25 protein-coding genes and 2 pseudogenes are annotated in these 25,412 nt (G+C 73.6%); 19 read left to right on the forward strand and 8 right to left on the reverse strand.

The window, feature by feature from the left end; translation table 11 throughout:
• The first annotated feature begins 65 nt into the window (after positions 1 to 65).
• The 7 genes and pseudogenes from P3T27_RS28740 to P3T27_RS28765 all read left to right on the forward strand — a co-directional run bounded on the left by P3T27_RS28740 (position 66) and on the right by P3T27_RS28765 (position 6,726).
• Entirely contained in the window at positions 66 to 629 is a 564-nt protein-coding gene (locus tag P3T27_RS28740) for a phage tail protein I (RefSeq protein ID WP_280683645.1), read from the forward strand.
• 3 nt (positions 630 to 632) lie between these two features.
• A pseudogene (locus P3T27_RS41045) lies at positions 633 to 698 on the forward strand (zinc-ribbon domain-containing protein); the annotation flags it as partial.
• Between the two features lie 483 nt (positions 699 to 1,181).
• Positions 1,182 to 2,045, forward strand: a complete 864-nt coding sequence (locus tag P3T27_RS28745) for a zinc ribbon domain-containing protein (protein WP_280683648.1) — start codon at positions 1,182 to 1,184, stop codon at positions 2,043 to 2,045.
• Between the two features lie 243 nt (positions 2,046 to 2,288).
• Complete coding sequence (locus P3T27_RS28750; protein ID WP_280683650.1) at positions 2,289 to 3,353, forward strand: TIGR03617 family F420-dependent LLM class oxidoreductase; 1,065 nt, start codon at positions 2,289 to 2,291, stop codon at positions 3,351 to 3,353.
• 327 nt (positions 3,354 to 3,680) lie between these two features.
• Positions 3,681 to 4,040 (forward strand): hypothetical protein, encoded by a 360-nt coding sequence (locus P3T27_RS28755; protein ID WP_280683681.1) that lies wholly within the window; start codon positions 3,681 to 3,683, stop codon positions 4,038 to 4,040.
• Positions 4,037 to 5,887: a GMC family oxidoreductase gene (locus tag P3T27_RS28760; RefSeq protein WP_280683651.1), complete on the forward strand. Its 1,851-nt coding sequence runs from the start codon at positions 4,037 to 4,039 to the stop codon at positions 5,885 to 5,887. Before P3T27_RS28755 ends, P3T27_RS28760 begins: the two co-directional genes overlap by 4 nt.
• Positions 5,884 to 6,726 (forward strand): hypothetical protein, encoded by an 843-nt coding sequence (locus P3T27_RS28765; protein WP_280683652.1) that lies wholly within the window; start codon positions 5,884 to 5,886, stop codon positions 6,724 to 6,726. The genes P3T27_RS28760 and P3T27_RS28765 overlap by 4 nt, the downstream gene beginning before the upstream one ends.
• 170 nt (positions 6,727 to 6,896) lie before the next feature.
• On the opposite strand, the gene P3T27_RS28770 is transcribed toward P3T27_RS28765, so the two are convergent.
• The 3 genes from P3T27_RS28770 to P3T27_RS28780 are packed head-to-tail and all read right to left on the reverse strand — an operon-like array spanning position 6,897 to position 9,144.
• Positions 6,897 to 7,970, reverse strand: a complete 1,074-nt coding sequence (locus tag P3T27_RS28770) for a bile acid:sodium symporter family protein (protein ID WP_280683654.1) — start codon at positions 7,968 to 7,970, stop codon at positions 6,897 to 6,899.
• Positions 7,967 to 8,266 (reverse strand): hypothetical protein, encoded by a 300-nt coding sequence (locus P3T27_RS28775; RefSeq protein WP_280683656.1) that lies wholly within the window; start codon positions 8,264 to 8,266, stop codon positions 7,967 to 7,969. The genes P3T27_RS28770 and P3T27_RS28775 overlap by 4 nt, the downstream gene beginning before the upstream one ends.
• Entirely contained in the window at positions 8,263 to 9,144 is an 882-nt protein-coding gene (locus P3T27_RS28780) for an isocitrate lyase/PEP mutase family protein (RefSeq protein WP_280683657.1), read from the reverse strand. Before P3T27_RS28780 ends, P3T27_RS28775 begins: the two co-directional genes overlap by 4 nt.
• A 188-nt stretch (positions 9,145 to 9,332) precedes the next feature.
• On the opposite strand from P3T27_RS28780, the gene P3T27_RS28785 reads away from it, so the two are divergent.
• Positions 9,333 to 9,542 carry a hypothetical protein gene (locus P3T27_RS28785; RefSeq protein ID WP_280683658.1) on the forward strand — a complete coding sequence of 70 codons (210 nt, stop codon included), beginning with the start codon at positions 9,333 to 9,335 and terminating at the stop codon, positions 9,540 to 9,542.
• Between the two features lie 74 nt (positions 9,543 to 9,616).
• Positions 9,617 to 10,774 carry a serine hydrolase domain-containing protein gene (locus P3T27_RS28790; RefSeq protein WP_280683659.1) on the forward strand — a complete coding sequence of 386 codons (1,158 nt, stop codon included), beginning with the start codon at positions 9,617 to 9,619 and terminating at the stop codon, positions 10,772 to 10,774.
• A gap of 85 nt (positions 10,775 to 10,859) precedes the next feature.
• Here P3T27_RS28790 and P3T27_RS28795 read toward each other — a convergent pair whose 3' ends face one another.
• Together P3T27_RS28795 and P3T27_RS28800 are read right to left on the reverse strand one after the other, a co-directional pair.
• Positions 10,860 to 11,771, reverse strand: a complete 912-nt coding sequence (locus P3T27_RS28795) for a class I SAM-dependent methyltransferase (RefSeq protein ID WP_280683660.1) — start codon at positions 11,769 to 11,771, stop codon at positions 10,860 to 10,862.
• Between the two features lie 152 nt (positions 11,772 to 11,923).
• Positions 11,924 to 12,451, reverse strand: a complete 528-nt coding sequence (locus P3T27_RS28800; RefSeq protein ID WP_280683662.1) for a PadR family transcriptional regulator — start codon at positions 12,449 to 12,451, stop codon at positions 11,924 to 11,926.
• A gap of 177 nt (positions 12,452 to 12,628) precedes the next feature.
• Between P3T27_RS28800 and P3T27_RS28805 the strand changes: the two genes are divergently transcribed.
• On the forward strand, positions 12,629 to 13,945 hold the full coding sequence (locus P3T27_RS28805) for an MATE family efflux transporter (RefSeq protein ID WP_280683663.1): 1,317 nt from the start codon (positions 12,629 to 12,631) through the stop codon (positions 13,943 to 13,945).
• 36 nt (positions 13,946 to 13,981) lie between these two features.
• Positions 13,982 to 14,509: a DinB family protein gene (locus P3T27_RS28810; RefSeq protein WP_280683664.1), complete on the forward strand. Its 528-nt coding sequence runs from the start codon at positions 13,982 to 13,984 to the stop codon at positions 14,507 to 14,509.
• Positions 14,510 to 14,660: 151 nt separating this feature from the next.
• Here the strand turns inward: P3T27_RS28810 and P3T27_RS28815 are convergent, their stop codons facing one another.
• A complete protein-coding gene (locus tag P3T27_RS28815) occupies positions 14,661 to 14,837 on the reverse strand; it encodes an antitoxin (RefSeq protein ID WP_280683665.1) in 177 nt (58 codons plus the stop codon).
• Between the two features lie 271 nt (positions 14,838 to 15,108).
• On the opposite strand from P3T27_RS28815, the gene P3T27_RS28820 reads away from it, so the two are divergent.
• From P3T27_RS28820 to P3T27_RS28845, 6 genes are all read left to right on the forward strand, one after another.
• Positions 15,109 to 16,608, forward strand: coding sequence for a M28 family peptidase (locus P3T27_RS28820; protein WP_280683683.1), 1,500 nt, complete (start codon positions 15,109 to 15,111; stop codon positions 16,606 to 16,608).
• A gap of 287 nt (positions 16,609 to 16,895) precedes the next feature.
• The gene (lpdA, locus tag P3T27_RS28825; protein WP_280683666.1) at positions 16,896 to 18,302 is read left to right on the forward strand and encodes a dihydrolipoyl dehydrogenase; all 1,407 of its coding nucleotides are present in this window, start codon (positions 16,896 to 16,898) and stop codon (positions 18,300 to 18,302) included.
• 253 nt (positions 18,303 to 18,555) lie between these two features.
• Positions 18,556 to 20,010, forward strand: coding sequence for an APC family permease (locus tag P3T27_RS28830; RefSeq protein WP_280683667.1), 1,455 nt, complete (start codon positions 18,556 to 18,558; stop codon positions 20,008 to 20,010).
• A gap of 515 nt (positions 20,011 to 20,525) precedes the next feature.
• The gene (locus P3T27_RS28835) at positions 20,526 to 21,248 is read left to right on the forward strand and encodes a leucine-rich repeat domain-containing protein (RefSeq protein ID WP_280683668.1); all 723 of its coding nucleotides are present in this window, start codon (positions 20,526 to 20,528) and stop codon (positions 21,246 to 21,248) included.
• Between the two features lie 199 nt (positions 21,249 to 21,447).
• Positions 21,448 to 22,692, forward strand: a complete 1,245-nt coding sequence (gene thrS / locus P3T27_RS28840) for a threonine--tRNA ligase (protein ID WP_280683669.1) — start codon at positions 21,448 to 21,450, stop codon at positions 22,690 to 22,692.
• A gap of 193 nt (positions 22,693 to 22,885) precedes the next feature.
• Entirely contained in the window at positions 22,886 to 23,221 is a 336-nt protein-coding gene (locus tag P3T27_RS28845; RefSeq protein ID WP_280683670.1) for a hypothetical protein, read from the forward strand.
• A gap of 75 nt (positions 23,222 to 23,296) precedes the next feature.
• Here P3T27_RS28845 and P3T27_RS28850 read toward each other — a convergent pair whose 3' ends face one another.
• A complete protein-coding gene (locus tag P3T27_RS28850; protein WP_280683672.1) occupies positions 23,297 to 23,764 on the reverse strand; it encodes a GNAT family N-acetyltransferase in 468 nt (155 codons plus the stop codon).
• Between the two features lie 181 nt (positions 23,765 to 23,945).
• Between P3T27_RS28850 and P3T27_RS28855 the strand changes: the two are divergent.
• A pseudogene (locus P3T27_RS28855) lies at positions 23,946 to 24,176 on the forward strand (transcriptional regulator); the annotation flags it as partial.
• Between the two features lie 157 nt (positions 24,177 to 24,333).
• Here P3T27_RS28855 and P3T27_RS28860 read toward each other — a convergent pair.
• On the reverse strand, positions 24,334 to 24,744 hold the full coding sequence (locus P3T27_RS28860; RefSeq protein WP_280683675.1) for a VOC family protein: 411 nt from the start codon (positions 24,742 to 24,744) through the stop codon (positions 24,334 to 24,336).
• 71 nt (positions 24,745 to 24,815) lie between these two features.
• Here P3T27_RS28860 and P3T27_RS28865 point away from each other — a divergent pair, with 71 nt between their 5' ends.
• The gene (locus P3T27_RS28865) at positions 24,816 to 25,316 is read left to right on the forward strand and encodes a MarR family transcriptional regulator (RefSeq protein WP_280683677.1); all 501 of its coding nucleotides are present in this window, start codon (positions 24,816 to 24,818) and stop codon (positions 25,314 to 25,316) included.
• Positions 25,317 to 25,412: the final 96 nt, after the last annotated feature.

A 25,412-nucleotide genomic window follows, 5' to 3' on the forward strand; every position in this document is an offset into this window, starting at 1 on the left:
CGCGGGTTCGTCGTGAAGTGGTGGGGGCGGGCGGACGCCGCTGCCGGGCTTGGCGGGGCGGACGCATGAGCAGAGGCGCCGTCCCCGGGCTGCCCAGCCCCCATCCGATCGGCGAGTGGCTGCCCGCGCTCTACGCCGAGGACGACTTCGCCCAGCGGTTCACCGCCGGGCTGGACACCGTCCTCGCCCCGGTCTTCGCCACCCTGGACAACCTGCCCGCCTACTTCCAACCACGGCTGGCCCCGGCCGACTTCCTCGGCTGGCTGGCATCCTGGGTCGCCGTGGAGGCCGACCCGGCCTGGCCGGAGGAGGTGCGCCGCAGCGTGGTCGAGCGCGCGGTGGAGCTGCACCGGTGGCGGGGCACCCGGCGCGGGCTCCGGGAACGGCTGTGGCTGATCCTCGGCGTCGGTGTGGAGATCGTGGACGGCGGCGGGGTGGCCTGGTCGACCACCCCGGACGCCGCGCTGCCACCCGCGCCTTCCGGGGAACTGCTGGTACGGGTCTGGCCCGAGCGCACCCCGGCGGTGGACGAGGAGCAGGTACTGGCCGTCGTCCGGGCGTCCTGCCCGGTCCATCTCACCTGCCGGGTGCAGGTCTTGCCCGGTCCACCCGGGGTGGAGGGGAGCTGACCGATGCGTACGTGTCCCGAGTGCGGAGTCGCCAACGAGGACGGGGACGACTTCTGCGGCAACTGCGGTGCCTACCTAGGGTGGTCGGGGGCGGCCTCGGCCGCCGCCGGCGGCCCGGCGGCGGCCACCGGAGCTGCGGCGGCCACCGAAGGCGTGACGGCGGCCCGTGACGAACCGTCGGTGCGCCCGGGTGCGTCGGCCGCCGCGCGGTCCGCCTCGCCGGCTGTCTCGTCGCCTGTCTCGTCGTCCGTCTCACCGTCCGTCTCGTCGCGTGCTGAAGCGCCTGCCGAGCCGCCTGCCGAGCCGCCTGCCGAGCCGTCTGCCGAGCCGCTCGCCGCACCTGCGGCGGGCTCCGGGCGGGCGTCCGGCCGGCGCGGCGCGGCGCGGCTGATCCGCAGGCCCGAGCCCGTCGCCGAGCCGTCGGGTCCGACTGCCGCCGAGCCGCCGATTCCGCCCGTCGCCGAACCGCAGGGCCCGCCCGCCGCCGGTCCGGCGGCTCCGCCCACCCGTGAGCCGGCGCCTGCCCGTGAGCCGGCGCCTGCCCGTGAGCCGGTGCCCGCCCCCGAGGCGGCGCCCACCCGGCCGCCTGCGGCGGACCCGGTGGCGGTGCGACCGCAGTCCGCCGCGCCCCGACCGCCCGCGGCGGACCCGGTGGCCGTGCAGCCCGCCAAGCCCGTCGCGCCACGCCCGGTCGTCCGGCCGTCCACGGCCGACGAGGCCCAGGTCGGCCCGCCCTGCCCCCGGTGCGGCACGCCCAACCGGCCCGACCGGAAGTTCTGCCGGCGCTGCGCGGAGCCGCTGACCCCCGCGGAACCCGTGGCGGCCCTGCCGTGGTGGCGCACCCGCTGGCCGTTCCGGCGCCGCGTGCGCATCGGCGGTTCCGGAAACACCCTGCGCCGGATCATCGCGATCCTCGTGGTGGCGGCCCTGGTGATCGCGGGCGTCCTGCTGTACCCGGCGGGCCGGAACATCTACGAGGACGTGCTGGACAAGCTCCGCAACGCGTCGGCGATCACCCCCACCGGGTATTCGGCGAGTGCGGCGGTCGAGGGCCATCCGGCGTCGCTGGCCGTCGACGGGCTCACCAACACCTACTGGGGAGCGCCGCAGGTCGGGGACTCGATCGACTTCTCCTTCGCCCACCCGTTCCGGCTGGTGGACATCATCGTCCACACCGGCGCCTCCACCGATCCGCAGGAGTTCCAGAAGGAGGCGCGGCCCATCAGCCTGGACCTGCGGATGACGACCTCGGAGGGCAAGGTCCACGAGCAGAAGGTGACCCTGAACGACAAGGCGGGTCCGCAGACGGTGCTGACCGGCGTCAGCGACGTGGTCAAGGTGACACTCGTCGTCCGTGCCGCAGCCGGAACCGGGCCCCACATCGCGCTGGCCGAGGTGGAGTTCTTCAAACGCTGACCGGCAGGCTGCGGCGTAAGACCGACCGGCACATGGTGGGCGGCGTCGCGACGCCCGGGCTGTCGCCTAAACGGCTTCTCCTCAGTCGCCGCAGCTCCGCTGCTACTCCCTCGTCGGCACCGCCCAGACTCGGCCCGGACGCCGCTCCTTCATCCACCCACCATGTGCCGGTCGGTCTAAGCCGGGGGAGGGCCGTGGGAGGCTACCCGGGTACCGCCGCAGCCTGCGTCCAGGAGCACCGCCATGCACCGACCCCCCGCCGTCTTCCGTCTCGACGCCACCGCCTCCGGGCACCCGGCGGGGATCCTCGACGCCGCCGAGCAGGCCGAACGCCGGGGCATGGACCGCCTGGTGGTCTCCGAGACCGCGTACGACCCGTTCCTCCAGCTGGCCCGCGCCGCCGACCGGACCGAGCGGATCGAACTGGCCACCGGCATCGCGGTGGCCTTCGCCCGCACCCCGATGACACTCGCCTACCAGGCCTGGGGGCTGCACGCGGCCTCCGGCGGACGGGCCGTCATCGGACTGGGCTCGCAGGTCAAGCCGCACATCGAGAAGCGCTTCGGGATGCCCTGGGACCGCCCGGCCGCGCGGATGCGCGAGTACGTCCACGCGGTGCGGGCGATCTGGCACAGCTGGCAGACCGGCGAACGGCTGCGCTTCCGCGGCGAGTTCTACACCCACACGATGATGACGCCGGTCTTCTCGCCCGACCCCGTCCCCGGCGGGGTGCCCCGGATCCTGCTGGCCGGCGTCGGGCCGCTGATGACCCGCACGGCGGGGGCGGTGGCCGACGGCTTCCTCAGCCACCCCTTCTCGTCGACCGCCTACCTGGCCGAGCAGGTGCTGCCCGGCCTGACCGAGGCCCGGGCGCAGGCCGAGGCCGAGGACGCCCCCTGGACGGCGCGGCCGTTCGAGATCACCGGCAACGTGCTCACCGCCACCGGTCGGACCGAGGAGGAACTGGCGGCCAACCGGGCCGGGGTGCGGGAGCGGCTGGCGTTCTACGCCTCCACGCCGGCCTACCGTCCGGTGCTGGCCCAGCACGGGTGGGAGGGGCTCCAGGAGGAGTTGCACACCCACTCGGTGCGCGGCCGCTGGGCGGAGATGGCCGCGCTGATCGACGACGAGGTGCTCGACACCTTCGCGGTGTCCGGCCCGGTCGAGGAGGTCGCCCGCGAGCTCACCCGCCGCTACACGGGCCTGGTCACCCGGCTGTCCGTCAGCCTGCCCGAGAACGCGGACCCGGGGCTGGGCCTCGACGTCCTGGACGCCGTCCGTGCCCTCGGTCGGCCGGCTGTCGGTTGACCGGCCGTTGGTCGACCAGCCCTCGGTCGGCCGGCCGTCGGTTGACCGGCTGTTGGCCGACCGGTGGCGCCCGAGCGCCCGTCACCTGAGCGCGGCCGCCATCTGAGCGACCCGCCCTGACCGGAATCGGCCGACGAGTGGGCGCGGAAGGCGGTCGATCGGACGATAGACGGTCAAGTCCGAGCACATTCGGGCATCGGGTGCCCAGCGGCGACGCCGGGCGGCAGGATCGCGATGGCAGGCCGTGACGAGCCGTGCGCTCCGTCCGCGCCGATGCCTGTCATGTCTTGGCCACCCGTCGACGACCGTGGGGGTGCCCGCTTGTCCGTGCCAGACGACCATCCTGCCCTTGACCGCCTCGCCGAATTCGGGGCGTCCGACGGCCTCGCCGACTTCGCCGAGTTCCTGCGCGTCTGCGCCGAACTGACCGGCTTCGACGAACCCGAACTGCGCGCCACCGGCATGGCGCAGGAACACCACCGCACCACCCTGGCCCACCGGGTCCGTGACGACCACGCCCTGGTCCACCTCTGGTACGTCGGCGCCTGGCCGGGCGAGGAGCCGACCTCCGCCCGCGCCTACGACCAGGGCCTGGTCTGGCGGACCTTCCACGCCGCCCCGCCCGGCTCCGCCGCCCCGGGACACGGCAGCTGGGCCGAGGCGCCCCGAGGGGGTGAGAAGCGGTGACCGCCCGCTGGGACGCCGTCGTGGTCGGCGCGGGCTTCGCCGGAACGCTGGTCGCCCACCGCCTCGGTGCGCAGGGCTGGCGGGTCCTCGTCCTCGAAGCCGGACGGACCGCACCCACCGGCCCCGAGACCGCCGCCGCCTACCGCGCGGCCGGGGGCGGCCCGCCCACCTCGCCCTACCCGCACAGCCCCGACGCCCCGTCACCCGACGTCACCGACCTCACCGGGCTCCCCGACGGCGGCTTCACCGCCACCGGACACCTCCGGCAGTACGGACCGCTGCCCTACGCCAGCGGCTACCTGCGCGCCAACGGCGGCACCGGACTGCTCTGGACCGGCCTCACCCCGCGCATGCACCCCGAGGACTTCCGCACCGGCGACCTCGGCCACGGCCGCAACTGGCCGATCGGCTACCACGACCTGGAGCCGTACTACCGCGACGCCGAACACGAACTCGGCGTCGCCGCCGACGCGGGGGAGCAGCGCCGCGCCGTCGGACTGCCCATCCCGGACGACTACGCCTACCCCATGCGGGCCATCCCGGCCAGCCACCTCGACCGGCAGCTCGCCCACGTCCTCGACGGCCGGAGCGTCCGCGACCCCGCCATGCCCGACCCCGCCCGGCTCGCCGTCACCGGCACTCCGCACGCCCGCAACGGCCTGCCCACCCGGCCCGGGGACACCTTCGGCCCGCCGTGCGCGGGCAGCGCCAGCTGCGTCCCGGTCTGCCCGACCGGCGCCAAGTACACGCCGCTGCGCACCCAGGCCCGCTGGGCGCCCAGCGTCGAGCTGCGCACCGAGGCCGTGGTCGCCCGGGTGCTCGCCGACCCGGTGACCGGACGCGCCACCGGCGTGGAGTACCTGGCCGACGCCGCTGCTCACCGCGTGGACGCGGACCTGGTGGTCCTCGCCGCGCACGCCGTCGAGAACGCCCGGCTGCTGCTCCTGTCCGGCCTGGCCAACCGCAGCGACCAGGTGGGCCGCAACCTGATGGACCACCCGGCCCTGCTCACCTGGGGGCTCATGCCCGACCCGGTCGGCCCCTACCGGGGGCCCGGCTCGACCAGCGGCCTGGAGGCCTTCCGCTTCGGCCCGGCCCGTGCCCGCCGGGCCCCGTTCCGGATCGAGATCGGCAACTGGGGCTGGTCCTGGGCCGGCGGATCGCCGGAGGCCGAGGCCGCCGCGCTGATGGCCGCCGGGCTGCGCGGCAAGCAGCTGCGTGCGTGCCTGGGCGATCGGCTCGGCCGCCAGTTCTCGCTCCAGTTCGAACTGGAGCAGCCCGCCGACCCGGCCAACCGGGTCACCCTCGATCCGGACCGGCGCGATCCGCTCGGCCTCCCCGCCCCGGCCGTCCGCTACGACCTCGACGGGTACGTCCGCGCGGGCATGGCCTCGGCCCGGGCCGTCTCCGACCAGCTGTTCGCGCTGCTCGGCGCCGAGGACCACACCGCCTACCCGGCCGGTCCGCAGTGGCCGGGCCGCATCGAACACCAGGGAGTCGCGTACGGCTACCGGGGCGCGGGCCATGCCGGCGGCACCCACCTGATGGGCGACTCACCCGCCACCTCCGTCGTCGACCACTGGCAGCGTTGCTGGGACCACCCCAACCTGTACGCCGTCGGCTGCGGCTCGATGCCCTCGCTCGGCACCTCCAACCCCTCGCTCACCATGGCCGCCCTCGCACTGCGCAGCGCCGAGCGGATCCACCAGGACCTGCTGGACCTGCGCCGCCCGCTGTCTGTCAGCGCCCGGCTGCCGTCCCCCGCCGCCCCCCGTCCGGGCGACCTTCCCCCGCTCGCCCCCCGTCCGTCCGTCCCCTGTCCGTCCGCCCTCCCGGAGACGCCATGACCGGCCTGCCGCTCCCGCCCGTACCGGAGCCGTACCACCTGCCCTTCCACTACGGCGCGCTGCACAACATCGGCGTCGACTACCTCGTCCGGCCGGATCGGGCGCGAGAGCTGCTCGGCAAGCGTCACCCAGGCCTGACCGCCGCCGTGTTCGACGGCGGTGCCTGCCTGTCCCTCAACTACCAGCTGTACTTCGCCCAGTACCCGAACGGTGGCGGTATCACCGAGGAACTGGAGATCAACCTGGTCGCCCACCCGGTGTTCGCCGAGGACCGCCTGCCGGTGCTCAACTACGGCCAGTACGCCCGGGGTTACGACCAGACCAAGCTGCTCGGCATCGCCCGGCTGCACGTGCTCTGCGACAACCCCCTCGCCATCGACGCCGGGCGCCGCCTCTATGCCGAGCCCAAGCACCCCAGCTGGTTCGAGACCGCCCTGCCCTCGCTCAATGCGCCCGCCGTGCGCGAGCGCTGGTCCGTCTCCTGCCGCCGAGCCACCCTCGGACCGGACGGGCTGCGCCGCCACGACGAACAACTCCTCTCCCTCGACGTGGACTTGATCGGCCTCACGCCCGAATCCGTCAACAACACCCCGATCACCGGCTACGGCACCGACGACGAGGGCAAGCTGCTCGCCGGCCCGCTCAACGTCTACCAGCCCTACCGGTACTACTCCCTGGACGACCGCACCGCCGACCGGGTCCGCCTCGACCTCGGCAACCCCGCCGAGGAGTCGGCCCGCGACCTCGCCCACCTGATCGCCGACGCCCCCGCCGCCGGAGTCTGGACCTACCAGTCCCCGCCCGTCGCCGCCCACAACCGCGCCTACTACGTCCGCTGACGCCCCCCCCGGCGCCCGCCGCCCGTCTACGGCACTTGTGGTGAACGCCGGCGCCACGTTTGCCCAGGGGGCTGTCGTGGGAGTGGAAGCGTTCCGGGCGGCGCGGCGCGGCGCGGCGCGGGCCGGAGGCCGAGCGGGTGCGGGTGTCTCCGCTCGGCCTCCGGCACGGGTCACCCGGGAACGGGCGGCCCGTCCGGCCCCGCCGTGAGCGCGGCCGGCACCCGCCCGGCAGGTGGGGTCCGTCCGGCGGGCGTGGCGCCCGGTGCCCGGGCCCAGCGGCCGGCGAGTACGGTGCCGGCCACCAGCTGGAGTTGGTGATAGGCCATCAACGGCAGCACCAGCAGGCCGGCCTGGGGACCGAAGAGCACGGTGGCCATCGGCAGCCCGTTCGCCAGGCTCTTCTGGGAACCGCACAGGACCGCCGCGATGGTGGCCGGCCGGTCGAGACCGAGCAGCCGCGCGCCGAGCCAGGTGGCCGCGAGCGCTGCGGCCAGCAGGGCGAGCAGCACCACGAACAGGCCGAGCAGGGAGCTCGGCGTGGCCAGGCCCCAGATGCCCTGGGCCATCGCCGCGCTGAACGCGGTGTAGACGACGAGCAGGATCGAGCCCCGGTCCATCGGCGTCAGCACCCGTTTGTGCCGGCTCAGGAAGCCCCCGATCCATGGCCGCAACAGCTGTCCGAGCAGGAACGGTGCGAGCAACTGGGCTGCGATCCGGAACAGCCCCTCGGCCGACAGTGCGGTGTGTGCGCCCAGGAGCCAGGCCGCCAACAACGGGGTCAGCAGCAGCCCGGCCAGGCTGGAGTACGTCCCCGCGCAGATCGCCGCCGGGACGTCGCCCCCGGCCGCGCCGGTGAGGGCGACCGAGGACTGCACGGTGGACGGGAGCAGGCAGAGGAACAGCACCCCGGTCTGCAGCTGCCCGGTGAGCGGGGCGGGGGTGAGCAGCGCGGTGGCCACCCCGAGCAGCGGGAAGAGGCCGAAGGTGGCGGCGAGCACCAGCCCGTGCAGCCGCAGGTGGCCCAGCCCGGCCAGCGTCTGGCGGGCGGAGAGCCGGGCGCCGTAGAGGAAGAACAGCAGCGCCACCGCGAGGTTGCAGGCCGCCGCCGCGACCCGCGCCGAGCCGCCGGTGGCCGGGAACAGGGCGGCCAGCCCGACCGTCCCGGCGAGCGCCGCCATGTACGGGTCGAGCCAGCGCGGCCGCAGCCCGCGCCACCGGCTCCGGCGGTCGGTGCCGTCGGTCATCGGCCACCCCCGACCGCCACCCCGCCCGGGCCGGACCCGAGCAGGCCGCCCACCAGGGACCCGGCGCCGTCGTGGTCGCTGCCCGCCGAACCGCTGCCGTTCTGCACGTTGGCCGTACGGTCGATCTCCACCCAGGAATCGGCGTTGGAGTTGTCGACGAGCGTGATCAGCCCGCCGCTCGCCGCCGCCGGCGCAGCGCCCGCGAGCAGGCCGGACGCCCCGGCCAGTCCCAGCGCGACGGCCCGCAGGGCGGCGGCCGCCGAGGGCGGGGCGGGGCCGCGCAGCCCCGCCGTCATGCCGTCACCACCGCGAGCGGGCGGGAGCGCGCGATGTTCCGCTCCAGGAGTTCGGTGGACTCCCGTACGCCGATCTGGCGGCTCTCCCCGGCGCCGGCCGGCAGCCGCCCGTCGGCGACCTTCAGCCCGGCCAGCGCCTCGTCCATCGCCCGGTGGGCCGCGAACAGGCAGGGCGTGCTGTAGATCGCGACGTCCACCCCCAGCTCGGTCAGCTCGGAGAGCGACAGCCGGGGGGACTTGCCGCCGGCGATCTGGTTGAACAGCAGCGGCTTGTCCCCGACGACCCGCCGGATCCGCTGGATCCAGTCCTCGCTGCGCACCCCGTCGACCAGCACCACGTCGGCGTCGGTGGCGGCGAGGGCCTGGGCGCGGCGCAGGATGTCCTCCTCCTCGGTGGCGTCGGTGCGGGCGACCACCAGGAGGTCCGTCCGGTTGGCGAGGACGAGGTTCAGCTTCTCCAGGTACTCCTCCAGCGGGAGGACCTGCTTGCCGTCGGCGTGGCCGCAGCGGCGCGGCCGCTTCTGGTCCTCCAGGATGACGCCGGACGCGCCGATGCGTTCGAGCCTGCGCACGACGTGGCAGGCGACCTCGGGATCGACGTAGCCGTCGTCGATGTCCACCAGGAGGTGGTGCTGGGGGAAGGCGCCGCGCAGCCGTTCGACGAAGCCGACCATGTCCGGCCAGGCGATGAACCCGATGTCGGGCAGGCCGTAGTAGGAGGCGGCGAAGCCGAACCCGGAGACGAACATGCCGTTGTAGTGCTCGGCCGCGATGGAGGCCGAGTACATGTCGTAGACGCCGATCAGGGGCGTGGTTCCGGGGCTCGCGATCTCCTCGCGGAGCCGCTGCCCGTGACCCGACGCCGTGAATCCGTGCAACAAGGCCTTCTCCTCACCTGCGGTGACTTTGCCTGATCTTGGTCTTCCTTAGACCAAACTGAGGTGTCATCACTATGCGCGCTTTAATGTTCCGTGGGCAAATCTTTAAAGGAGATTCACCCGTTAGAGTGAGGGATTGAATTGCACATATGACAGACATATGAAAGGGCGATGGTGTGGAGCCCAGGATGGGGGCGTCCGCCGGGCTCGCACTGGAGCGGAGCTTCGCCACCGCTCGCACGACGGACCTGCGGTCGGCACATGTGCTCCTCGGGATCCGGCAGGCTCAGGTCGGCACCGTGCCACGCGCCCTCGCCCTGGCCGGCATCGATCAGGCCGAACTGGCGGACCGCGTACGGCAGATGCTCGACGTCGGGATCAGTGATCACCGGAAGTAGCTGACATGGCCGGTTCGATGCTGTGGAGTGGGTCGGACGGTCATCGTCAGGTCGCACACGACGAGGAGAATCGCATGCACCAGCACACTGCTCGTACGGACGGCGGCCGGCCGGGCGCCGAACCAGCCGGGGCTGCGGGCACGGCACCTGAGCCCGCGTCGGCCTCAAGCGCCGAGGGCTACGAGGCGATCCAGCACGTGCTGGAGCTGGCCGTGGCCCGAGGCGGCCTCCCCGGCATCCTCGTCGAGGTCCGCGACGGCACCCGGCCGTGGTTCGGGACCGCGGGAGTGGCCGACACCCGGACCGGCGGCAGGCGCTCACCGCAGGACCGGTTCCGCATCGGCAGCATCAGCAAGACGTTCGTGGCCACCGTCGTGCTGCAACTGGCGGCCGAAGGCCGGCTGAGCCTGGACGACACCGCGGACCGGTGGCTGCCCGGCGTGCTGCACGGCCACCACGACGGTGCCGGGGTGAACATCAGGATGCTGCTCAACCACACCAGCGGGATCTTCAACTACACCGATGACGTGGAAGCACTGAACCGCCACGAGACGCACACCCCCGAGTCGCTGGTGCAGATCGCCACATCCCATCCGCCCGCCTTCACGCCGGGTTCGGACTGGGCGTACTCCAACACCAACTACGTCCTCGCAGGCATGATCGTCGAACGGGCCACCGGCCGCGCGCTCGCCGAGGAGATCACGGAGCGGATCTCCCGTCCGTTCGGACTGACCGGCACGTACCTGCCGCACGGCGGCGACCCGACGATCCACGGGCCGCATTCCCGGCACTACACGAAGCTGTTCCAAACCGGCCCGGGGGCGCCGGTCCACGACGCGACCGAGCTCGATCCGTCGGTGTTCTGGGCCGCCGGCGGCATGATCTCCACCGCCGGGGACCTCAACCGGTTCTTCGGCGCCCTGCTGGGAGGCCGGATACTGCCGCCGGACCGGCAACGCGACATGTTCACCACCGTGCCCACCCGCGACTGGATTTCCGACGCCGCCTACGGTCTCGGTGTCTCCTCGGTGAGACTGCCCTGCGGGGTGACGGTCTGGGGCATGGGGGGTGCGCTCTTCGGATCGTGGTCCTACGCCTACGGCGCCCGCGATGGCGAACAGATGGTCACCGTCAACGTCAACGGCGACTGGAGCGACGGCGGCTGGGACGACCCCATCGGTGTCTTCACCGATCTGCTCCAGGCGAGGTTCTGCCGCCGGAGCGGTATCTGAACACCGGAGTCAGCGGTATCCGAACACCAGGGTCGCCGCGTCGGCCGCGTGGCCCGCGCCGCGTCGTCCGTGGCCCGAGGGGGCGTCAGGAGGTCGGCACCGGGCGGACGGCGCGGCGTTCGCGCAGCGTCCGGAGCACCCGGCGGGTCGCCCGGGTGGCGACCGGCGGGAGCAGGTCCAGCGCGAGCCGGCGCGGGGCGGACTGCTGCACGGGGGCCTTGACCTGGTAGTTGAGCCGCAGCACCTGTCCCCCGGCGATGGTGTCGTCGTCCACCGTGTAGCCCTCGGCCGGCCAGTCGCGCGCCAGCAGGACCTGCCGGACGGCCGCGGCGTCGCCCCAGGTGCCGTAGAACTTCATCGGGGTGAGCAGCACCGGTCGCAGGCCGCCCGTGAAGACCGCCTCCCAGACCGCCGCCGACACGCCGGGGGTGTGCTCGGAGCGGTAGTCGTCGAGCGCGACGACGCCGTTCTCGGCCAGCGCCGCCCTGGCCACCGCGATGTCCCCGGCGACGTGCTCGTACAGGTGGGAGGCGTCGATGTGAGCGAACCGGCAGCTGCCGGCCGGGATCCGGCCGTCGGCCAGCACCGAGGTGGGCGCCTGCACGATCTCCGGCAACGTGGTGTGGAAGGCGAGGTAGTTGGCCTCGAAGGCGCTCCGGGTGAGGGTCTTCCGGTAGGACATCGCCATCTCGGCGGCGTTGTCCGCGTCGCCCGCCTCGGAGTCGAACAGGTCGCAGACGGTCAGCCGTTCGCCGGGCCGGAGGTGGTCGCCGAGCAGGACGGCGCTGCGGCCGAGGTAGCTGCCGAGTTCGAGGATGTCGCCGGCGACGCCCGCCGTGGTCTGGGCGGCCAGCAGATGGCCGAAGGCCGCCCGGTCGAGCCGGAAGAACCAGCCGGGGATGTCGTCCCGGGTCAGCGGCGCGGGGCGGGCGGCGGCGGTCTCGGCGGTGGGCACGGCGGCCTCCAGGAGGGCGGGCGGGGCGCGGTGGCGGTTCACGCCGCGGAGGGGAAGCCGTGGACGTGAGGCGGATCATCATAGCGATGCCGGGGCGGGGCTGGGACCCGTTGCGGGACGGTCCAATTCCGGGCGCTCGGTCGGCCGTTCGGATCCGTCCGCAGCCCCGGCCGGACCCGCCGGACCGGCCGGCCCTAGCCGTCCAGTTCCGCGATGGTCTCGGTGAGCCAGGCCCGCTCGGCCGCCGTGGAGGCGCGGGCGACCAGCAGCATGCCGCGCCGGAAGGGGTTCGGCTCCCGCTCGGCGGTGACCGGGTGGCCGTCCGCGTCCTGGAAGAAGCTGCTCGGCTCGTCCAGGAAGGCCAGCCGGCGCCGGAGTACGGCCGCCTGCTGGGGCGGGTCGGCGAGGTGGTGCAGGAAGGCGGCGTGGGCGAAGAACCGGATCTGGTCCGTGATCTCGGCCTGCTCCGGGTCGGCCAGTCGGCGCCGCAGCTCGGCCCGGCCCTCCTCGGTGAGCTCCAGGGTCTGGCGCGGCGCGGCTCCGCTGCCGGGCTCGGCGCGGCGGCGCAGCAGTCCGGCCTTCTCCAGCCGGGTGATGGCGGGGTAGAGCGCGCCGTCGCTGACCGGCCGGACGTGGCCGGTGAGGCCGGTGATGCGGGACTTGAGCTGGTAGCCGTGCAGCGGCTGGTCGAACAGGAAGCCCAGGATCGCGAGGGTCAGCACGGTCGAAGCCCTTTCGTCGGAGTGCGCCCCATGGCGCGCCCATGCTACCTCTTGTCGAGGTGCCTCTATAAGAGGTATCTCTATTCGAGGCGCCGTGGGACTCGATGCGGGCCGGGTCGGATCCGCCCACGAGGCGCGTCCAGGGGCCGCCGGGTGGCGGCGGAACGGGGGAGGAACATGCGCGGGCATCCGTCGCGGCTGATCGCCTTGGCCGGGCCGGTCTACGCCGAACTGCTGTCCGGGGTCGTCGCCTCGGCGATCGGCACCTTCTGGGTGGCCGGCCTCGGCGGGGCCGCCGTCGCCGCCGTCACCCTGGCCGGCGCCGTGGAGAACCTGCTGCTCGGGCTCGTCCTGGTGGTCGGCTCGGGCACCAGCGTGCGGCTCTCCCGAGCCCTCGGCGCCGGCGACCGCGACGCCGCCGCCCGCACCACCCGCGCGGCCTGGCGGCTCTGCGCGGCGGGTGGCATCGCCCTCGCCGTCCCCGGCTTCCTGCTGCGCGACCGCCTGGCCGGCGCCTTCCTGGACGGCGACGCCGCCGCCCTCGCCGCCGACTACTTCACCGTCGCCTTCCCGGCGTTCACCCTGTTCTTCGCCCAGCGCGTCGCCGACGAACTGTTCAAGGGCACGGGCGACACCCGCACCCCGATGCGGATCGCCCTGTTGTCGAACGCGCTGCTGCTCGCCCTCGACCCGCTGCTCGTCCTCGGCGCCGGCCTCGGCGTGACCGGCGCCGCGCTGGCGCTGGCCGCCTCGCGGGCGGTCGCCCTCGCCGTCACCCTGCGGCTGCGGCCGCGGATGCCCGCGCCCGCCGGGGGAGTCGGCACGGCGGCGGGCCGGATCGTCCGCGCGGGAGCGCCGTTCGGTCTGGACTTCACCGCCCGGATGGCGGTCGGCACGGCCCAACTCGCCCTGGTCGCGGGCTTCGGCGTCGCGGCGGTGGCCGGGTACGGCGTGGGCTACCGGATGCTGCTGGTCGTCACCATGGCCTTCTACGCGCTCCGCCAGGCTGCCGCGATCGAGGCCGCCCGCCTCACCGGCGCGGGCGAGGCCGCCGGGCTGCGCTCGCTGCACCGCGCCACCGGGCGCTTCGCCGCACTCCTCGGCGCCGTCGCGGCGGTGCTCTCCGCGACGCTCGCCGCCCCGCTGACCGCGCTGTTCACCCACGATCCGGCCGTCGCCGGGCAGTCCGTCGGCTTCCTGCGGATGGCGGCGCTCTACCTGCTCCCGTACGCGCTGGTGGTCGCCCTCGGCGGCGTGCACCAGGCCGCGGGTGCCGGCCGGCCGCTGGTGCTCTCCGTGCTGCTCGGCCTGGGCGCCCAACTCGCCGCCTCGGCAGGCCTGTCGGGTCCACTCGGAGTGACCGGGGTGTGGGCGGGGCCGGCCGTGGGCGCAGCCGTACAGCTGACTCTCCTGCTGTTCCTGACCCGGCATCCGCCCCGGCGGCCCGCGCCCGCGCCGGACCAGGGCGAGCGGGCCGTGCAACCGGCCGGGTGATCGCCTCGGACGCCGGACTGTGCCACAGTGGCGGCCATGGGAACGACACCTGACGGGCGGCCGACCCCGCCCCCGCACGCGGACGAACGCGCCATGCTGGAAAGCTGGTTGGACTTCCATCGGGCGACGCTGGCGCAGAAGGTCGCCGGGCTCGACGACCAGCAGGTCCGGCTGGCGGCCGTCCCGCCGTCGACGATGACCCTGCTCGGCCTCGTCCAGCACCTCGCCGAGGTCGAACGCAACTGGCACCGAGGGGTGTTGGCAGGCGAGGACGCGCCGCCGCTCTACGGCGAGGACGGCCAGGGCGGCTACGCCCTCACTCCGGACCGGGGGATGGCCGAGGCGCTGGCCGACTGGCAGGCGGAGGTCGGCCATGGTCGCGAACTGACCGCCGGGGCGACGCTGGAGGACACCGGACGGCTCTCCGGGCGCGCGGCGGCCTGGGTCGGCTCGGAGACCGTCTCGCTGCGCTGGATCCTGGTCCACCTGATCGAGGAGTACGCCCGCCACAACGGTCACGCGGACCTGCTCCGGGAGAGCATCGACGGCCGCACGGGCCTGTGAGGGGGGAGCGGGCGGCACGGGCGCGGGCGGAACGGGCGCGGACGGAGCCGAGCCGGCCGAGGCCGTGGCTCCGGACCGGGACGGCTGAGCCCCGGTCCGGCCGAGCGGGCCGGACCGGGGCCGCAGGCGTACGGCGGGAAGCGGGTCGCTACTACTGCGGTGGCTGGTCGCGGAACTGGTTCTTCAGCTGTTCCTGGGCGGCGTCCACCTGGCCGCTGTACGTGCCCTGGGTCCGCTCGTCGACGGCGTCGCCCGTCTTGTCGACGGCCTTCTCGGCCTGGTCCTCGTGGCCCTTCAGCAGGCCCTTGAGCTTATCCAACATGGACATGTGGTCACACTCCTGGATGAGACGGCCCCACCCCTCCAGGATCACCGCGTCCGCTGCGGTTCGCATCCCGCAGCGGTGTGGCGGGCTTGGCAACGCGGTTCCGGGTCCTGTCAAATCAGGGGTTCACGGACCGCCGGAAGGAGTCGCCTTGAAGCCTGGAACCCGCCGCCTGACCGCCCCGCCGCTGAGCCCGACCACCCCGCTCGACCGTTCCACGCCATTACCGGTCCCGCGCCCGCGCACCGCCACCGTCCGGAGCGCGGGCGCCGCGCTGACCGTCGGCGCCCTGGTCGCCCCGCTGCTGCTGGTCGGAGCCGGTGGCGCGGCCGCCGACCCGGACCCGGCGCGCAGAGGCGAGCGGCTGGCCGCGCGGCTGGTCGAGGCCTCCGACGCCGAGAGCGCCCACGACACCCTGGCCGCGCTCCAGCGGATAGCGGATCGCAACGGCGGTACTCGGGTGGCCGGTTCGAAGGGGCACGACGAGTCCGCGCGCTACGTCTACGAGCAGGCCCGCCGGGCCGGGCTGAAGGTGTCCCGGCAGGAGTTCGAGTACACCTTCTTCGAGGCGCGCACGCAGCACCTGCAGGTGCTGTCCCCGCAGGCCGAGCCCGTCCCGCTGATCGCCATGACGTACTCGGTCGGCGGTCCGGACGCGGGCCTGACCACCGACCTGGCGGTCGTCCCGGTCAGCGCCACCACCGGGTGTGCGCCCGCCGACTACCCGGCGGGGGCGTTCACCGGCCGGATCGCGCTGATCCAGCGCGGCGGGTGCGGCTTCGCGGTCAAGCAGGCCGCGGCGGCGACGGCCGGTGCGGTCGGCGCGATCATCTACAACAACGCTGAGGGCGACCTCAACGGCACCCTCGGGGAGCCGACGGCCGGCCGGATCCCCACCGGCGGGATCACCCGGGCCGCGGGCGAGGCGCTGGCCGCGAAGGCCGCCGCCGGACCGGTCCGGGTGAACCTCGACGTCCGCACCTTCATGGAACCGCGCAAGACCTGGAACGTCATCGCCGAGACCCGGGGCGGCGACGAGCAGAACACCGTGATGGTCGGGGCGCACCTCGACTCCGTCCCGGCCGGGCCCGGCATCAACGACAACGGCTCCGGTTCGGCGGGCATCCTGGAAGTCGCGCGCAACCTGAGCGTCCACCCGGTGAAGAACAAGGTCAGATTCGCCTGGTGGTCCGCCGAGGAGTTCGGCCTCAAGGGCTCGGAGGCGTACGTGAAGTCGCTCTCCGAGGCGGACACGAAGAAGATCAAGCTCTACCTCAACTTCGACATGATCGCCTCTCCCAACTACGCGCAGTTCGTCTACGACGGCTCCGGCAGCGCCGGCGGCGGCGCGGGCCCCGAGGGCTCGGCGCAGATCGAGCGGGACCTCACCGGCTACCTGGACGGCCGAGGTCTGCCGCACGAGCCGGCCGCCTTCGACGGCCGCTCCGACTACGGCCCGTTCATCGACGCGGGCATCCCGGCCGGCGGCACCGACACCGGCGCCGAGAAGATCAAGTCGCCGCAGCAGGAGGACCGCTACGGCGGCGCGGCGGGCGTGGCCTTCGACGCCTGCTACCACAAGGCCTGTGACAACCTGGGCAACATCGACATGGACGCCTTCGACGTCAACATCGACGTGATCGCGCACGCCGTCGGCACCTACGCCTGGGACCTCTCCTCGCTGAACCGGCCCGTGCCGCCGCAACGCCCCGCCGGCCAGGCGGGTGGCGGCGGCGGTATGAGCGGGGGCCACGCCCACGAGGTGACGGCCTGACGCCCGGGTGGGCCCGCTGCCGTCCTCGGGCGGCGGGCCCACCCGCCCCGGTGGCCGCCCGGGCCGCCGCGGCCGTACTGATCCCCCATTCGGCCCTCCCCTCGGACGTCGCCCCTGGCGGGCGAGGATGTCGAGCACCATGGCACACGCCACTGACAATCCGGCTCCGGCCGGGTACGGTGCCGCGCGGAGCGCATCCGCCGAGACCCGGTGGGTGCGGCGAACCCGGTCCTGACACCATGGGACCGAGATCACGACACCGTGACACCCTCGGAGGAGTCAGCAACATGAGCACGCACTACGACGTCGTCGTCCTCGGCGCCGGCCCCGGCGGCTACACCGCCGCCGTCCGTTCCGCGCAGCTCGGCCTCAAGACCGCCGTCATCGAGGCCAAGTACTGGGGCGGCGTCTGCCTGAACGTCGGCTGCATTCCCTCCAAGGCCCTGCTGCGCAACGCCGAGCTCGCCCACATCTTCACCAAGGAGGCCAAGACCTTCGGCATCAAGGTCGAGGGCCAGGTGACCTTCGACTTCGGCGAGGCCTTCCGCCGCAGCCGCTCGGTGGCTGACGGCCGGGTCAAGGGCGTCCACTACCTGATGAAGAAGAACGGCATCACCGAGTACGACGGCCGGGGCACCTTCGTCGACGACCGCACCCTCCAGGTCGCGCTCAGCGGCGGCGGCTTCGAGGTCGTCACCTTCGACCACTGCATCATCGCCACCGGCGCCACCACCCGACTGCTGCCCGGCACCAGCCTGAGCGACCGCGTGGTCACCTACGAGGAGCAGATCCTCACCGAGCAGCTGCCGGAGAGCATCATCATCGCGGGCGCCGGCGCGATCGGCGTCGAGTTCGCGTACGTGCTGCACAACTACGGCGTCAAGGTCACCATCGTCGAGTTCCTGGACCGCGTGGTGCCGCTGGAGGACGTCGAGGTCTCCACCGAACTGGCCAAGCAGTACCGCAAGCTCGGCATCGAGGTGCTGACCTCCACCCGGGTCGAGTCGATCGACGACAGCGACCCGAACGGCAAGGTCAAGGTCACCGTCACCAAGGACGGGCAGCAGCAGGTGCTGGAGGCCGACAAGGTGCTCCAGGCGATCGGCTTCGCGCCGCGCGTCAACGGCTACGGCCTGGAGAACGCCGGCGTCAAGCTGACCGACCGCGGTGCCATCGCGGTGGACGGCCGCGGCCGTACCAGCGCCGGGCACATCTTCGCGATCGGCGACGTGACGGCGAAGCTGATGCTCGCCCACGCCGCCGAGACGATGGCCGTGATCGCCGCCGAGACCATCGGCGGGGCGGAGACCATGGAGGTCGACTTCGCCATGATCCCGCGCGCCACCTACTGCCAGCCGCAGATCGCCTCCTTCGGCTACACCGAGGCGCAGGCCCGGGAGCTCGGCTACGACGTCAAGGTCGCCAAGTTCCCGTTCACCGCCAACGGCAAGGCGCACGGCCTCGGCCACCCGATCGGCTTCGTCAAGGTCATCAGCGACGGCACGCACGGTGAGCTGCTCGGCGCCCACCTGATCGGCCCCGAGGTCACCGAGCTGCTGCCCGAGCTGACCCTGGCCCAGCAGTGGGACCTCACCGTCCACGAGGTCGCCCGCAACGTCCACGCCCACCCGACCCTCGGCGAGGCGGTCAAGGAAGCCATCCACGGCCTCGCCGGTCACATGATCAACATGTGACGCGGACCGCACGGCAGCAGGGCCCGCCCGGACTCCCGGGTGGGCCTTTCCGCTTTCACGCCCCGGCCGATCGGTTCGATGCGCCATTCGACGTGTCCGGCGCCGCCGGTGCCTGCGGGGCCGCCGTCCAGGTTTGGGAAAGTTTCCTAACTATGGCTATTGACGGTCGGTGCTCCGGTCGGGATCCTGAACTCCGCGTCCCCGGTGGCCACCTGTGCGCGCGTTGTCTCCCCCCACCTTCCCGGAGCCACCCGTGTCCTCAGGTTTCACCCGAAGAATCGGCCTCTTCCAGGCCACCGCGATCAACATGAGCCAGATGTGCGGCATCGGACCGTTCGTCACGATCCCGCTGATGGTCGCCGCCTTCGGCGGTCCGCAGGCCGTCGTCGGCTGGATCGCCGGCGCGCTCCTGGCCCTGGTCGACGGCCTGGTCTGGGCCGAGCTCGGCGCCTCGCTGCCCGGCGCCGGCGGCACCTACGTCTACCTGCGCGAGGCCTTCCAGTACCGCAGTGGGCGGCTGATGCCCTTCCTGTTCGTCTGGACGGCGATGCTCTTCATCCCGCTGATCATGTCCACCGGCGTCCAGGGCCTGGTGCAGTACCTGGCCTACCTGTGGCCGGACATGACGACCGGTCAGGGCGACGCCGTGGGTGTCGCGATCCTCGCCCTCGTCGTGCTGCTGCTGTGGCGCAGGGTCGAGAACATCGGCCGGATCACCGTCGTGATGTGGGCCGTGATGATCATCTCCGTCACGGCCGTGATCGTCGCCTCGTTCACCGACTTCCACCCCTCGATGGCCTTCGACTGGCCCGCCCACGCCATCGAGCTCACCCACGGGCAGTTCTGGATCGGCTTCGCCGCCGGCCTGACCATCGGCATCTACGACTACCTCGGCTACAACACCGCCTCCTACCTCGGCGCGGAGATCAGGAACCCGGGCCGGGTGATGCCGCGCGCCATCATCTTCTCGATCACCGCCATCATGGGCATCTACCTGCTGATGCAGATCGGCGTGCTCGGCGTGATCGACTGGAAGGACATGCTCGACCCCGGGAACGTGGCCTCCAAATCGGTCGCCTCCGCCGTACTGGAGAAGACCTGGGGCAAGGGCGCCGCCGACACCGTGACGGTGCTGATCCTGATCACCGCCTTCGCCTCCGTCTACACGGGCCTGCTCGGCGGGTCCCGGGTGCCGTACGACGCGGCCCGCGACGGGATGTTCTTCCGCGCCTTCGGCCGACTGCACCCCAGGCACGGCTTCCCGGTGGTCGGCCTGGTGGCCATGGGCACCGTCACCGCCGCCGGCTTCCTGTTCGCCCGGCACATCGGCAGCTCCGCCGAGCACCCGCCGCTGACCATCCTGATCACCCTGCTGACCAGCGTCATGGTGATCGTCCAGGCGCTCGCCCAGATCGCCGCCGTCACGGTGCTGCGCAAGCGGCAGCCGCAACTCGCCCGCCCGTACCGGATGGTGCTCTACCCGCTGCCCGGCGTCGTCGCCGCCGTCGGCTGGCTGGTCATCTACGGCTACGCGGACAAGGCCAACCCGGGTGTCCACCCGATCGAGTGGTCGCTGGCCTGGGTCGGCCTCGGCGGCCTCGCCTACCTGGTGTGGTCGAGGGCCGAGGGCGCCTGGCCGTTCGGGCCGAAGGTGATCCGCGAGGAGTACCTGACCGCCCAGAACGCCGAGGTCCCCGCCGAGCCCTAGGCGGGCCGTCCGGCCTCGGCGCGGTGACCGGACGAGCCGTCAAGGGGGGACCGGCACGCCAGGATTCCCGCCTGGTGGGGCGTGCATGACGCCTGGTGGGAGGGTTGGCGAATCTCCTTCGACCGGGGCGACGTCGAGGCGCTCGGCCTACGCGGACGGCGGGGCCTGCGCGGCGGCCACCTCGACGGCCGGTCCGACGGCCGGTCCGCTCCGTGCCACGCCTCCCGCCCCACCCGGACCGGACCGGACCGGAGCTGGTGCGCCGGGCCGCCGACCGGTACGGACCGCGCTGGGCCGCCGCGACCGTGCCGGTGCTCCCCGGGAGCTTCTGCACCGCGTCGTCGACCGCCTGTTCCACCCTGCCGACGGCACGGGCGCACCGCGGCCGTACCGCCGGGGGGTGCGGGGGTGTAGGCATCCCCGGCCCGGCCCGGTGAGCCCGCCCGTCGACCTCCTTTGCCCCGTCGGCCCCGTGGGCCCCGTCGCCCCGGAGCGGCGGCGGGAGAATGGTCGGCGTGACAGACGTGACGCTGAACCTCTGGCGCCGGCCGCTGGGCGCGGTGCCGGCCGAGGTGTGGGACCGGACCGACCTGACCGTGCTCATCCTCGCCGAGACCGGCCTGACCGAACTGCCCTCCGAGGTGGGGAGGTTACGGCGGCTGCGCACCCTCGACCTCGGGCACAACCGGCTCACCGGGGTGCCCGCCGAGCTGGGCGACCTGATCGCGCTCGGCGACTTCCTCTACCTGCACGACAACGCGCTGACCGCCCTGCCGGACACGCTCGGCCGGCTCACCGCGCTGCGCTACCTCAACGTCGGCGAGAACCGGCTGTCCGAACTCCCCGCCACCGTCGGCGAGATGACCGCCCTGATCGAGCTGCGCGCTCAGCACAACCGGCTCACGGCGCTGCCCGAAAGCCTCGGCGGCTTGGTCGGACTGCGTGAACTCTGGCTGCGCGGCAACCGGTTGACCGCCCTGCCGGACACCTTCGGTGGGCTCACCGGACTGCGCGAACTCGACCTGCGGGAGAACTCGCTCGCCGAGGTCCCGCCGGTGCTCGCCGGGCTGCCGCTGCTGCGCCGGCTCGACCTGCGCGGCAACCGGATCACCGAACTGCCGCGCTGGCTGGCCGAGCTGCCCGCACTGGAGAAGCTGGACCTGCGGTGGAACGAGGTGCGGCCCTCACCGCGACTGCTCGGCGAACTCGACGCACGCGGCTGCGTGGTCCTCCACTGAGCGGGCGCGCCGTAAAGATCGCCGCGGCGGCCGGCGCCCTGCTACCGTGGACGGCATGAAGCGCGCTGCACTCGCCACGACGACGCCGGAGAGAGTCCCGGCGCGCTGACTGCTGACCTAGTCCGAAGCCCCGGGGCGAGTGCCCCGGGGCTTCGCCGTTTCCGGTCCACTCGCCCGCCCACCCGAGTGGAGACCCCTCATGCACGACCACCGCAAGCTCGGCCGCGAACTCGACCTGTTCGACACCGACCCGCTGATGGGCTCCGGCCTGCCCTACTGGCTGCCCGACGGCGCCGCGATCCGGCACGCCCTGGAGGAGTTCATCCGCGAACGCGAGCGGCGGGCCGGCTACCGCCACGTGTACTCGCCGGTGCTCGGCAAGCGCGAGCTGTACGAGATCTCCGGCCACTGGGCGCACTACCGCGAGGACATGTTCCCACCCATGGAGCTGGGTTCGGAGGAGATGGTGCTGCGGCCGAGCCTCTGCCCGCACCATGCCCTGATCTTCCGCTCCCGCCCCCACAGCTACCGGGAACTGCCGCTACGGATGGCGGAGTTGGGCGGAATGTACCGCTCCGAGCTGTCCGGCGTGCTGGGCGGGCTGACCAGGGTCCGGGCGATCCAGCTGAACGACGCACACGTGTTCTGCACCCCGGAGCAGGCCGCGGACGAGGCCGTCGCCGCGCTGGAGCTGATCCGCGAGGCGCACCGCGCGCTCGGCGTGGAACCGGTCCGCTACCGGCTCTCGCTGCCCGGCGCGGGCGGCAAGTACGTGGCGGATCCTGCCCTGTGGGAGCGGGCGACCGCGCTGCTCACCGACGTCCTGGAGCGCTCCGGGGTGCCGTTCGAGGCGGCGGAGGGCGAGGCCGCGTTCTACGGGCCGAAGATCGACGTGCAGATCGCCGACGGCGCCGGACGCGAGTTCACCCTGTCGACCGTGCAGATCGACTTCCACCAGCCCGAGCGGTTCGGACTGCACTACATCGGCCCGGACGGCGCCAAGCACCGGCCGGTGATGGTCCACCGCAGCGTGATCGGCAGCGTGGAGCGGGTGGTCGCCCACCTGATCGAGCTGTACGGCGGCGCGTTCCCGGCCTGGCTGGCCCCCGCGCACGTGGTGCTGCTGCCGGTCTCCGAGGGTGAACTGCCGCAGGCCGAGCGGCTGCGGCAGCGCTGCCTCGACCTGGGACTGCGCGCCGAGGTCGCCGGGCCCGAACACGGCAGCCTCGGCGCCCGGATCCGGGCGGCGCGGCTGGTGCCCTACCAGGCGGTGATCGGGGCCAAGGAGGCCGCGGACGACCTGGTCGCGCTGCGGCTGCGGGACGGCCGCCGGCTCGAACCGCTGCCCGCGGAGGAGGCCTGGGCCAGGATCGGCGCGCTGGTGGCGGCGTGCAGCGCCGAGCTGTGGGCGGACGAGCCCGGGCAGGGCGACCCCGGGCGCTGACCCGGGCGGGGCCCGGTGCCATCCCGGACGGGCCCGGTCGGCGATCCGGCGGCATACGTACGACTAGTGCGGTCTGCGGTGTGTCGGTCGGGCCGGGGGAGCGGGCCGCCCGTCGAATGGGCGCGGGCGGCCTCGTCCACGGCCGCCGCCGTCCCCCTGTTCCGGCCTGTCCCGGACCGTTTCGGAGGTACTCATGCGCATCCCGCGCCAGCTCGTCGCCCCCGCGTTCGGCTGTCTCACCCTCGCCGGAGCGGTCGCCGCCGCCCCGGCGACCTCGGCCGCGCTCCGCCCGCTGCCCGTACCGGACGTCCGGTACTGCGCCGCCATCCTCGGGCACGTCCCCGGCGCCGACGGCCGCTCGCCGGCGCTCGGACACGCCTGCTCGCCGGCCTCCCCGGCCGACGCGCTCGCCCACGCCGACGGCGTGGCCGCCGGGGCCGCCCGCCCCGCCGAGCAGTCGGCCGACCGCACGCTGCTGCCGGAGGAGTTCGAGGACGCCGTTCGCGAACTGCAGGTCTTCCACAACTGACCGCCGCCGCCCGCCGCTGACCGCCGGGAGCACGGGGGCCGCCCGGCGGTCAGGACTCGTTCGCCCGCCGCCGCGTCACCCGGCGGCGGAGAGCTGCTTGGTGAGGAAGACCCGGCTGGTGCCCGGCGGATCGCAGGGAACCTCGCCCAGCAGCCGCCACCCGTGCTTGAGGTAGAAGCCCGGGGCCTGGAAGCTGATCGTGTAGAGCACGGCCGAGCGGCACCCGCGGGCGCAGGCCTCCTCCTCGGCCCGCCGCAGGATCTCCGCGCCCAGCCCCTGGCCGCGCAGCCCGGGCGGCAGGTGGAACAGGTCGACGAAGAACAGACCGAGCGAGGTGCGCCCGGTCAGCCCGCCGAGCATCCGGTGCGTCCGGGGCTCACGGACCAGGACGGCGAGCGGGCGGCGGTCGTCGACCCCGGTCCGTTCGACGTTGAAGCGGTCCAGCGCGTCGGAGACCAGCGCGAGGTCTGCGGCCGTGGGGCTGTCGGTGACGACCAGGTCCGGCCGTGGCGAAGCGGCGACGGTCGGGTGGGCTGCGGTCATGGCTCCTCCATGCCGAGGGCACGGGCGGCCCTGCGGACCCGGGAACGCTACGTCGAGGCATGGACGAACGGCATGCGGACCGGGACGTGGGGGTGGACCTGTCCGCCGTGGCCGGGCTGCTGGCCGACGGCACCCGGGCCGCCTTCTGCCTGGCCCTGCTCGACGGCCGGGCCTGGACGCCGAACTCGGCATCACCCTGCCGAACGGATCCCGCCGCCCGCTCGTGCGGGCCTGCCTGGACTGGACCGAGCGCCGCCCCCACCTCGGCGGCGCGGCTGGGGCCGCGCTGTGCACCCACGCGCTCACCGCCGGATGGCTCAGCCGGATCGGTACCACCCGCGCCATCGCGGTCACCCCGGTGGGTCGGCAGGCCTGGCACGACCAGCTCGGCCTGCCGCCCGCCGACCTGTGACAGGAGAGGGCGGGCCGTTCTGGGTATCGGGCGCTTTCGGCTGTCCCCGTCAGGCCGCGGCAGGGGGCGGCCGCCCCTCCTGCCGTGGGCGCCGTCGGTCAGCCGGCCTCGGGCCCCTCGGCCGACCCGCCTCGACGTCCGTCCGGGCGCCGTCGGCTCAGTAGGACTGCAGCTCGATCAGGTGGCCGTCCGGGTCCCGCAGGTGGGCGGTGCGCAGGTTCGGCCCCCACGCGGGGCGGTCGGTCGGGCCGACGACGAGGGTGCCACCGTGGCGCAGGCAGAGGGCGAGGGCGTCGTCCACGCTGGACACCCGGAAGACCAGCATCGCGGCGTCCTGGGCGGGGGCGCCCGGGCGGTCGGGCAGGTCGGTGGTGCCCAGGGTGGCGGCCATCGAGGCGCGGTCGTAGAGCACGAGGACGGCCTGCTCGTCGACGTCCCAGTTGGCGTAGGGGCCGTCGGGCGTGCCCTTGACCAGGGTGGCCCCGGTGAGTGGTGGCAGGACCGCCCGGTAGAAGTCGAAGCACGCGGCGAAGCGGGTGACGAGCAGGCGGGGGTACAGGGCGTCCACGGTCTAGGCTCCTGGGTTCGGAATATTAGTGGGTCCGCACCCACTGTAGGGATCGACCCTAAACTGCCGCCATGGCCACCGAACCCCCGCTCCCCGACCTCGACCGCGTCCCTGCCCCCACGCCCGCCCTGCCGCCGACGCTGCTCGACCTCAGCACTTTCCTGCTCGCCCGGATCGGCCGGACCGCGCGAGGCCGCCTCGCCGAGCGGCTCGCCGAACGCGGCCTGCGGCTCTGGGACATGGCCGTGCTGGCTGCGCTCGCCGACTTCGGGCCGCACGCCCAGCGGGACCTGGTCCAGCGGTTGGGCGTGGACCCGAGCGACATGGCCAAGGTCGCGGACCAGCTGGCCGCCGCCGGGTACGTCGAGCGCACCCGGGACCAGGTCGACCGGCGCCGGGTCTCGGTGGCGGTCACCGACACCGGGCGGGCGCTGCTCGCGGAGCTGGACGCCCGGGCGCGCGCCGTGCAGGACGAGGTGCTGGCGCCGCTGGACGAGCGGGAGCGGCAGGTGCTGCAGGAACTGCTGCTGCGCGTCCACCAGGGCCTGGGGGAACGGCGCGGCAGCGTCTAGGTGTACTGACCACGGAGGTTGGTGACAGGGCTCACGGCTGTGTGGTCTTGAAATGAGTGAGGGCCTTCTGGCTCGGTGTGGATTGCGACATCTACC

It is taken from the genome of Kitasatospora sp. MAA19, assembly GCF_029894125.1.
In the GTDB taxonomy this organism is placed as follows: Bacteria; Actinomycetota; Actinomycetes; order Streptomycetales; family Streptomycetaceae; genus Kitasatospora.

Excerpts from the sequence above, each read along its gene's own strand:
- P3T27_RS28740 (WP_280683645.1), top strand. The coding sequence starts at position 66 with ATGAGCAGAGGCGCCGTCCCCGGGCTGCCCAGCCCCCATCCGATCGGC.
- P3T27_RS28750 (WP_280683650.1), top strand. The coding sequence starts at position 2,289 with ATGCACCGACCCCCCGCCGTCTTCCGTCTCGACGCCACCGCCTCCGGG.
- P3T27_RS28765 (WP_280683652.1), top strand. The coding sequence starts at position 5,884 with ATGACCGGCCTGCCGCTCCCGCCCGTACCGGAGCCGTACCACCTGCCC.
- P3T27_RS28770 (WP_280683654.1), bottom strand. The coding sequence starts at position 7,970 with ATGACCGACGGCACCGACCGCCGGAGCCGGTGGCGCGGGCTGCGGCCG.
- P3T27_RS28775 (WP_280683656.1), bottom strand. The coding sequence starts at position 8,266 with ATGACGGCGGGGCTGCGCGGCCCCGCCCCGCCCTCGGCGGCCGCCGCC.
- P3T27_RS28785 (WP_280683658.1), top strand. The coding sequence starts at position 9,333 with ATGGGGGCGTCCGCCGGGCTCGCACTGGAGCGGAGCTTCGCCACCGCT.
- P3T27_RS28790 (WP_280683659.1), top strand. The coding sequence starts at position 9,617 with ATGCACCAGCACACTGCTCGTACGGACGGCGGCCGGCCGGGCGCCGAA.
- P3T27_RS28805 (WP_280683663.1), top strand. The coding sequence starts at position 12,629 with ATGCGCGGGCATCCGTCGCGGCTGATCGCCTTGGCCGGGCCGGTCTAC.
- P3T27_RS28810 (WP_280683664.1), top strand. The coding sequence starts at position 13,982 with ATGGGAACGACACCTGACGGGCGGCCGACCCCGCCCCCGCACGCGGAC.
- P3T27_RS28815 (WP_280683665.1), bottom strand. The coding sequence starts at position 14,837 with ATGTCCATGTTGGATAAGCTCAAGGGCCTGCTGAAGGGCCACGAGGAC.
- lpdA (WP_280683666.1), top strand. The coding sequence starts at position 16,896 with ATGAGCACGCACTACGACGTCGTCGTCCTCGGCGCCGGCCCCGGCGGC.
- thrS (WP_280683669.1), top strand. The coding sequence starts at position 21,448 with ATGCACGACCACCGCAAGCTCGGCCGCGAACTCGACCTGTTCGACACC.
- P3T27_RS28845 (WP_280683670.1), top strand. The coding sequence starts at position 22,886 with ATGCGCATCCCGCGCCAGCTCGTCGCCCCCGCGTTCGGCTGTCTCACC.
- P3T27_RS28850 (WP_280683672.1), bottom strand. The coding sequence starts at position 23,764 with ATGACCGCAGCCCACCCGACCGTCGCCGCTTCGCCACGGCCGGACCTG.
- P3T27_RS28865 (WP_280683677.1), top strand. The coding sequence starts at position 24,816 with ATGGCCACCGAACCCCCGCTCCCCGACCTCGACCGCGTCCCTGCCCCC.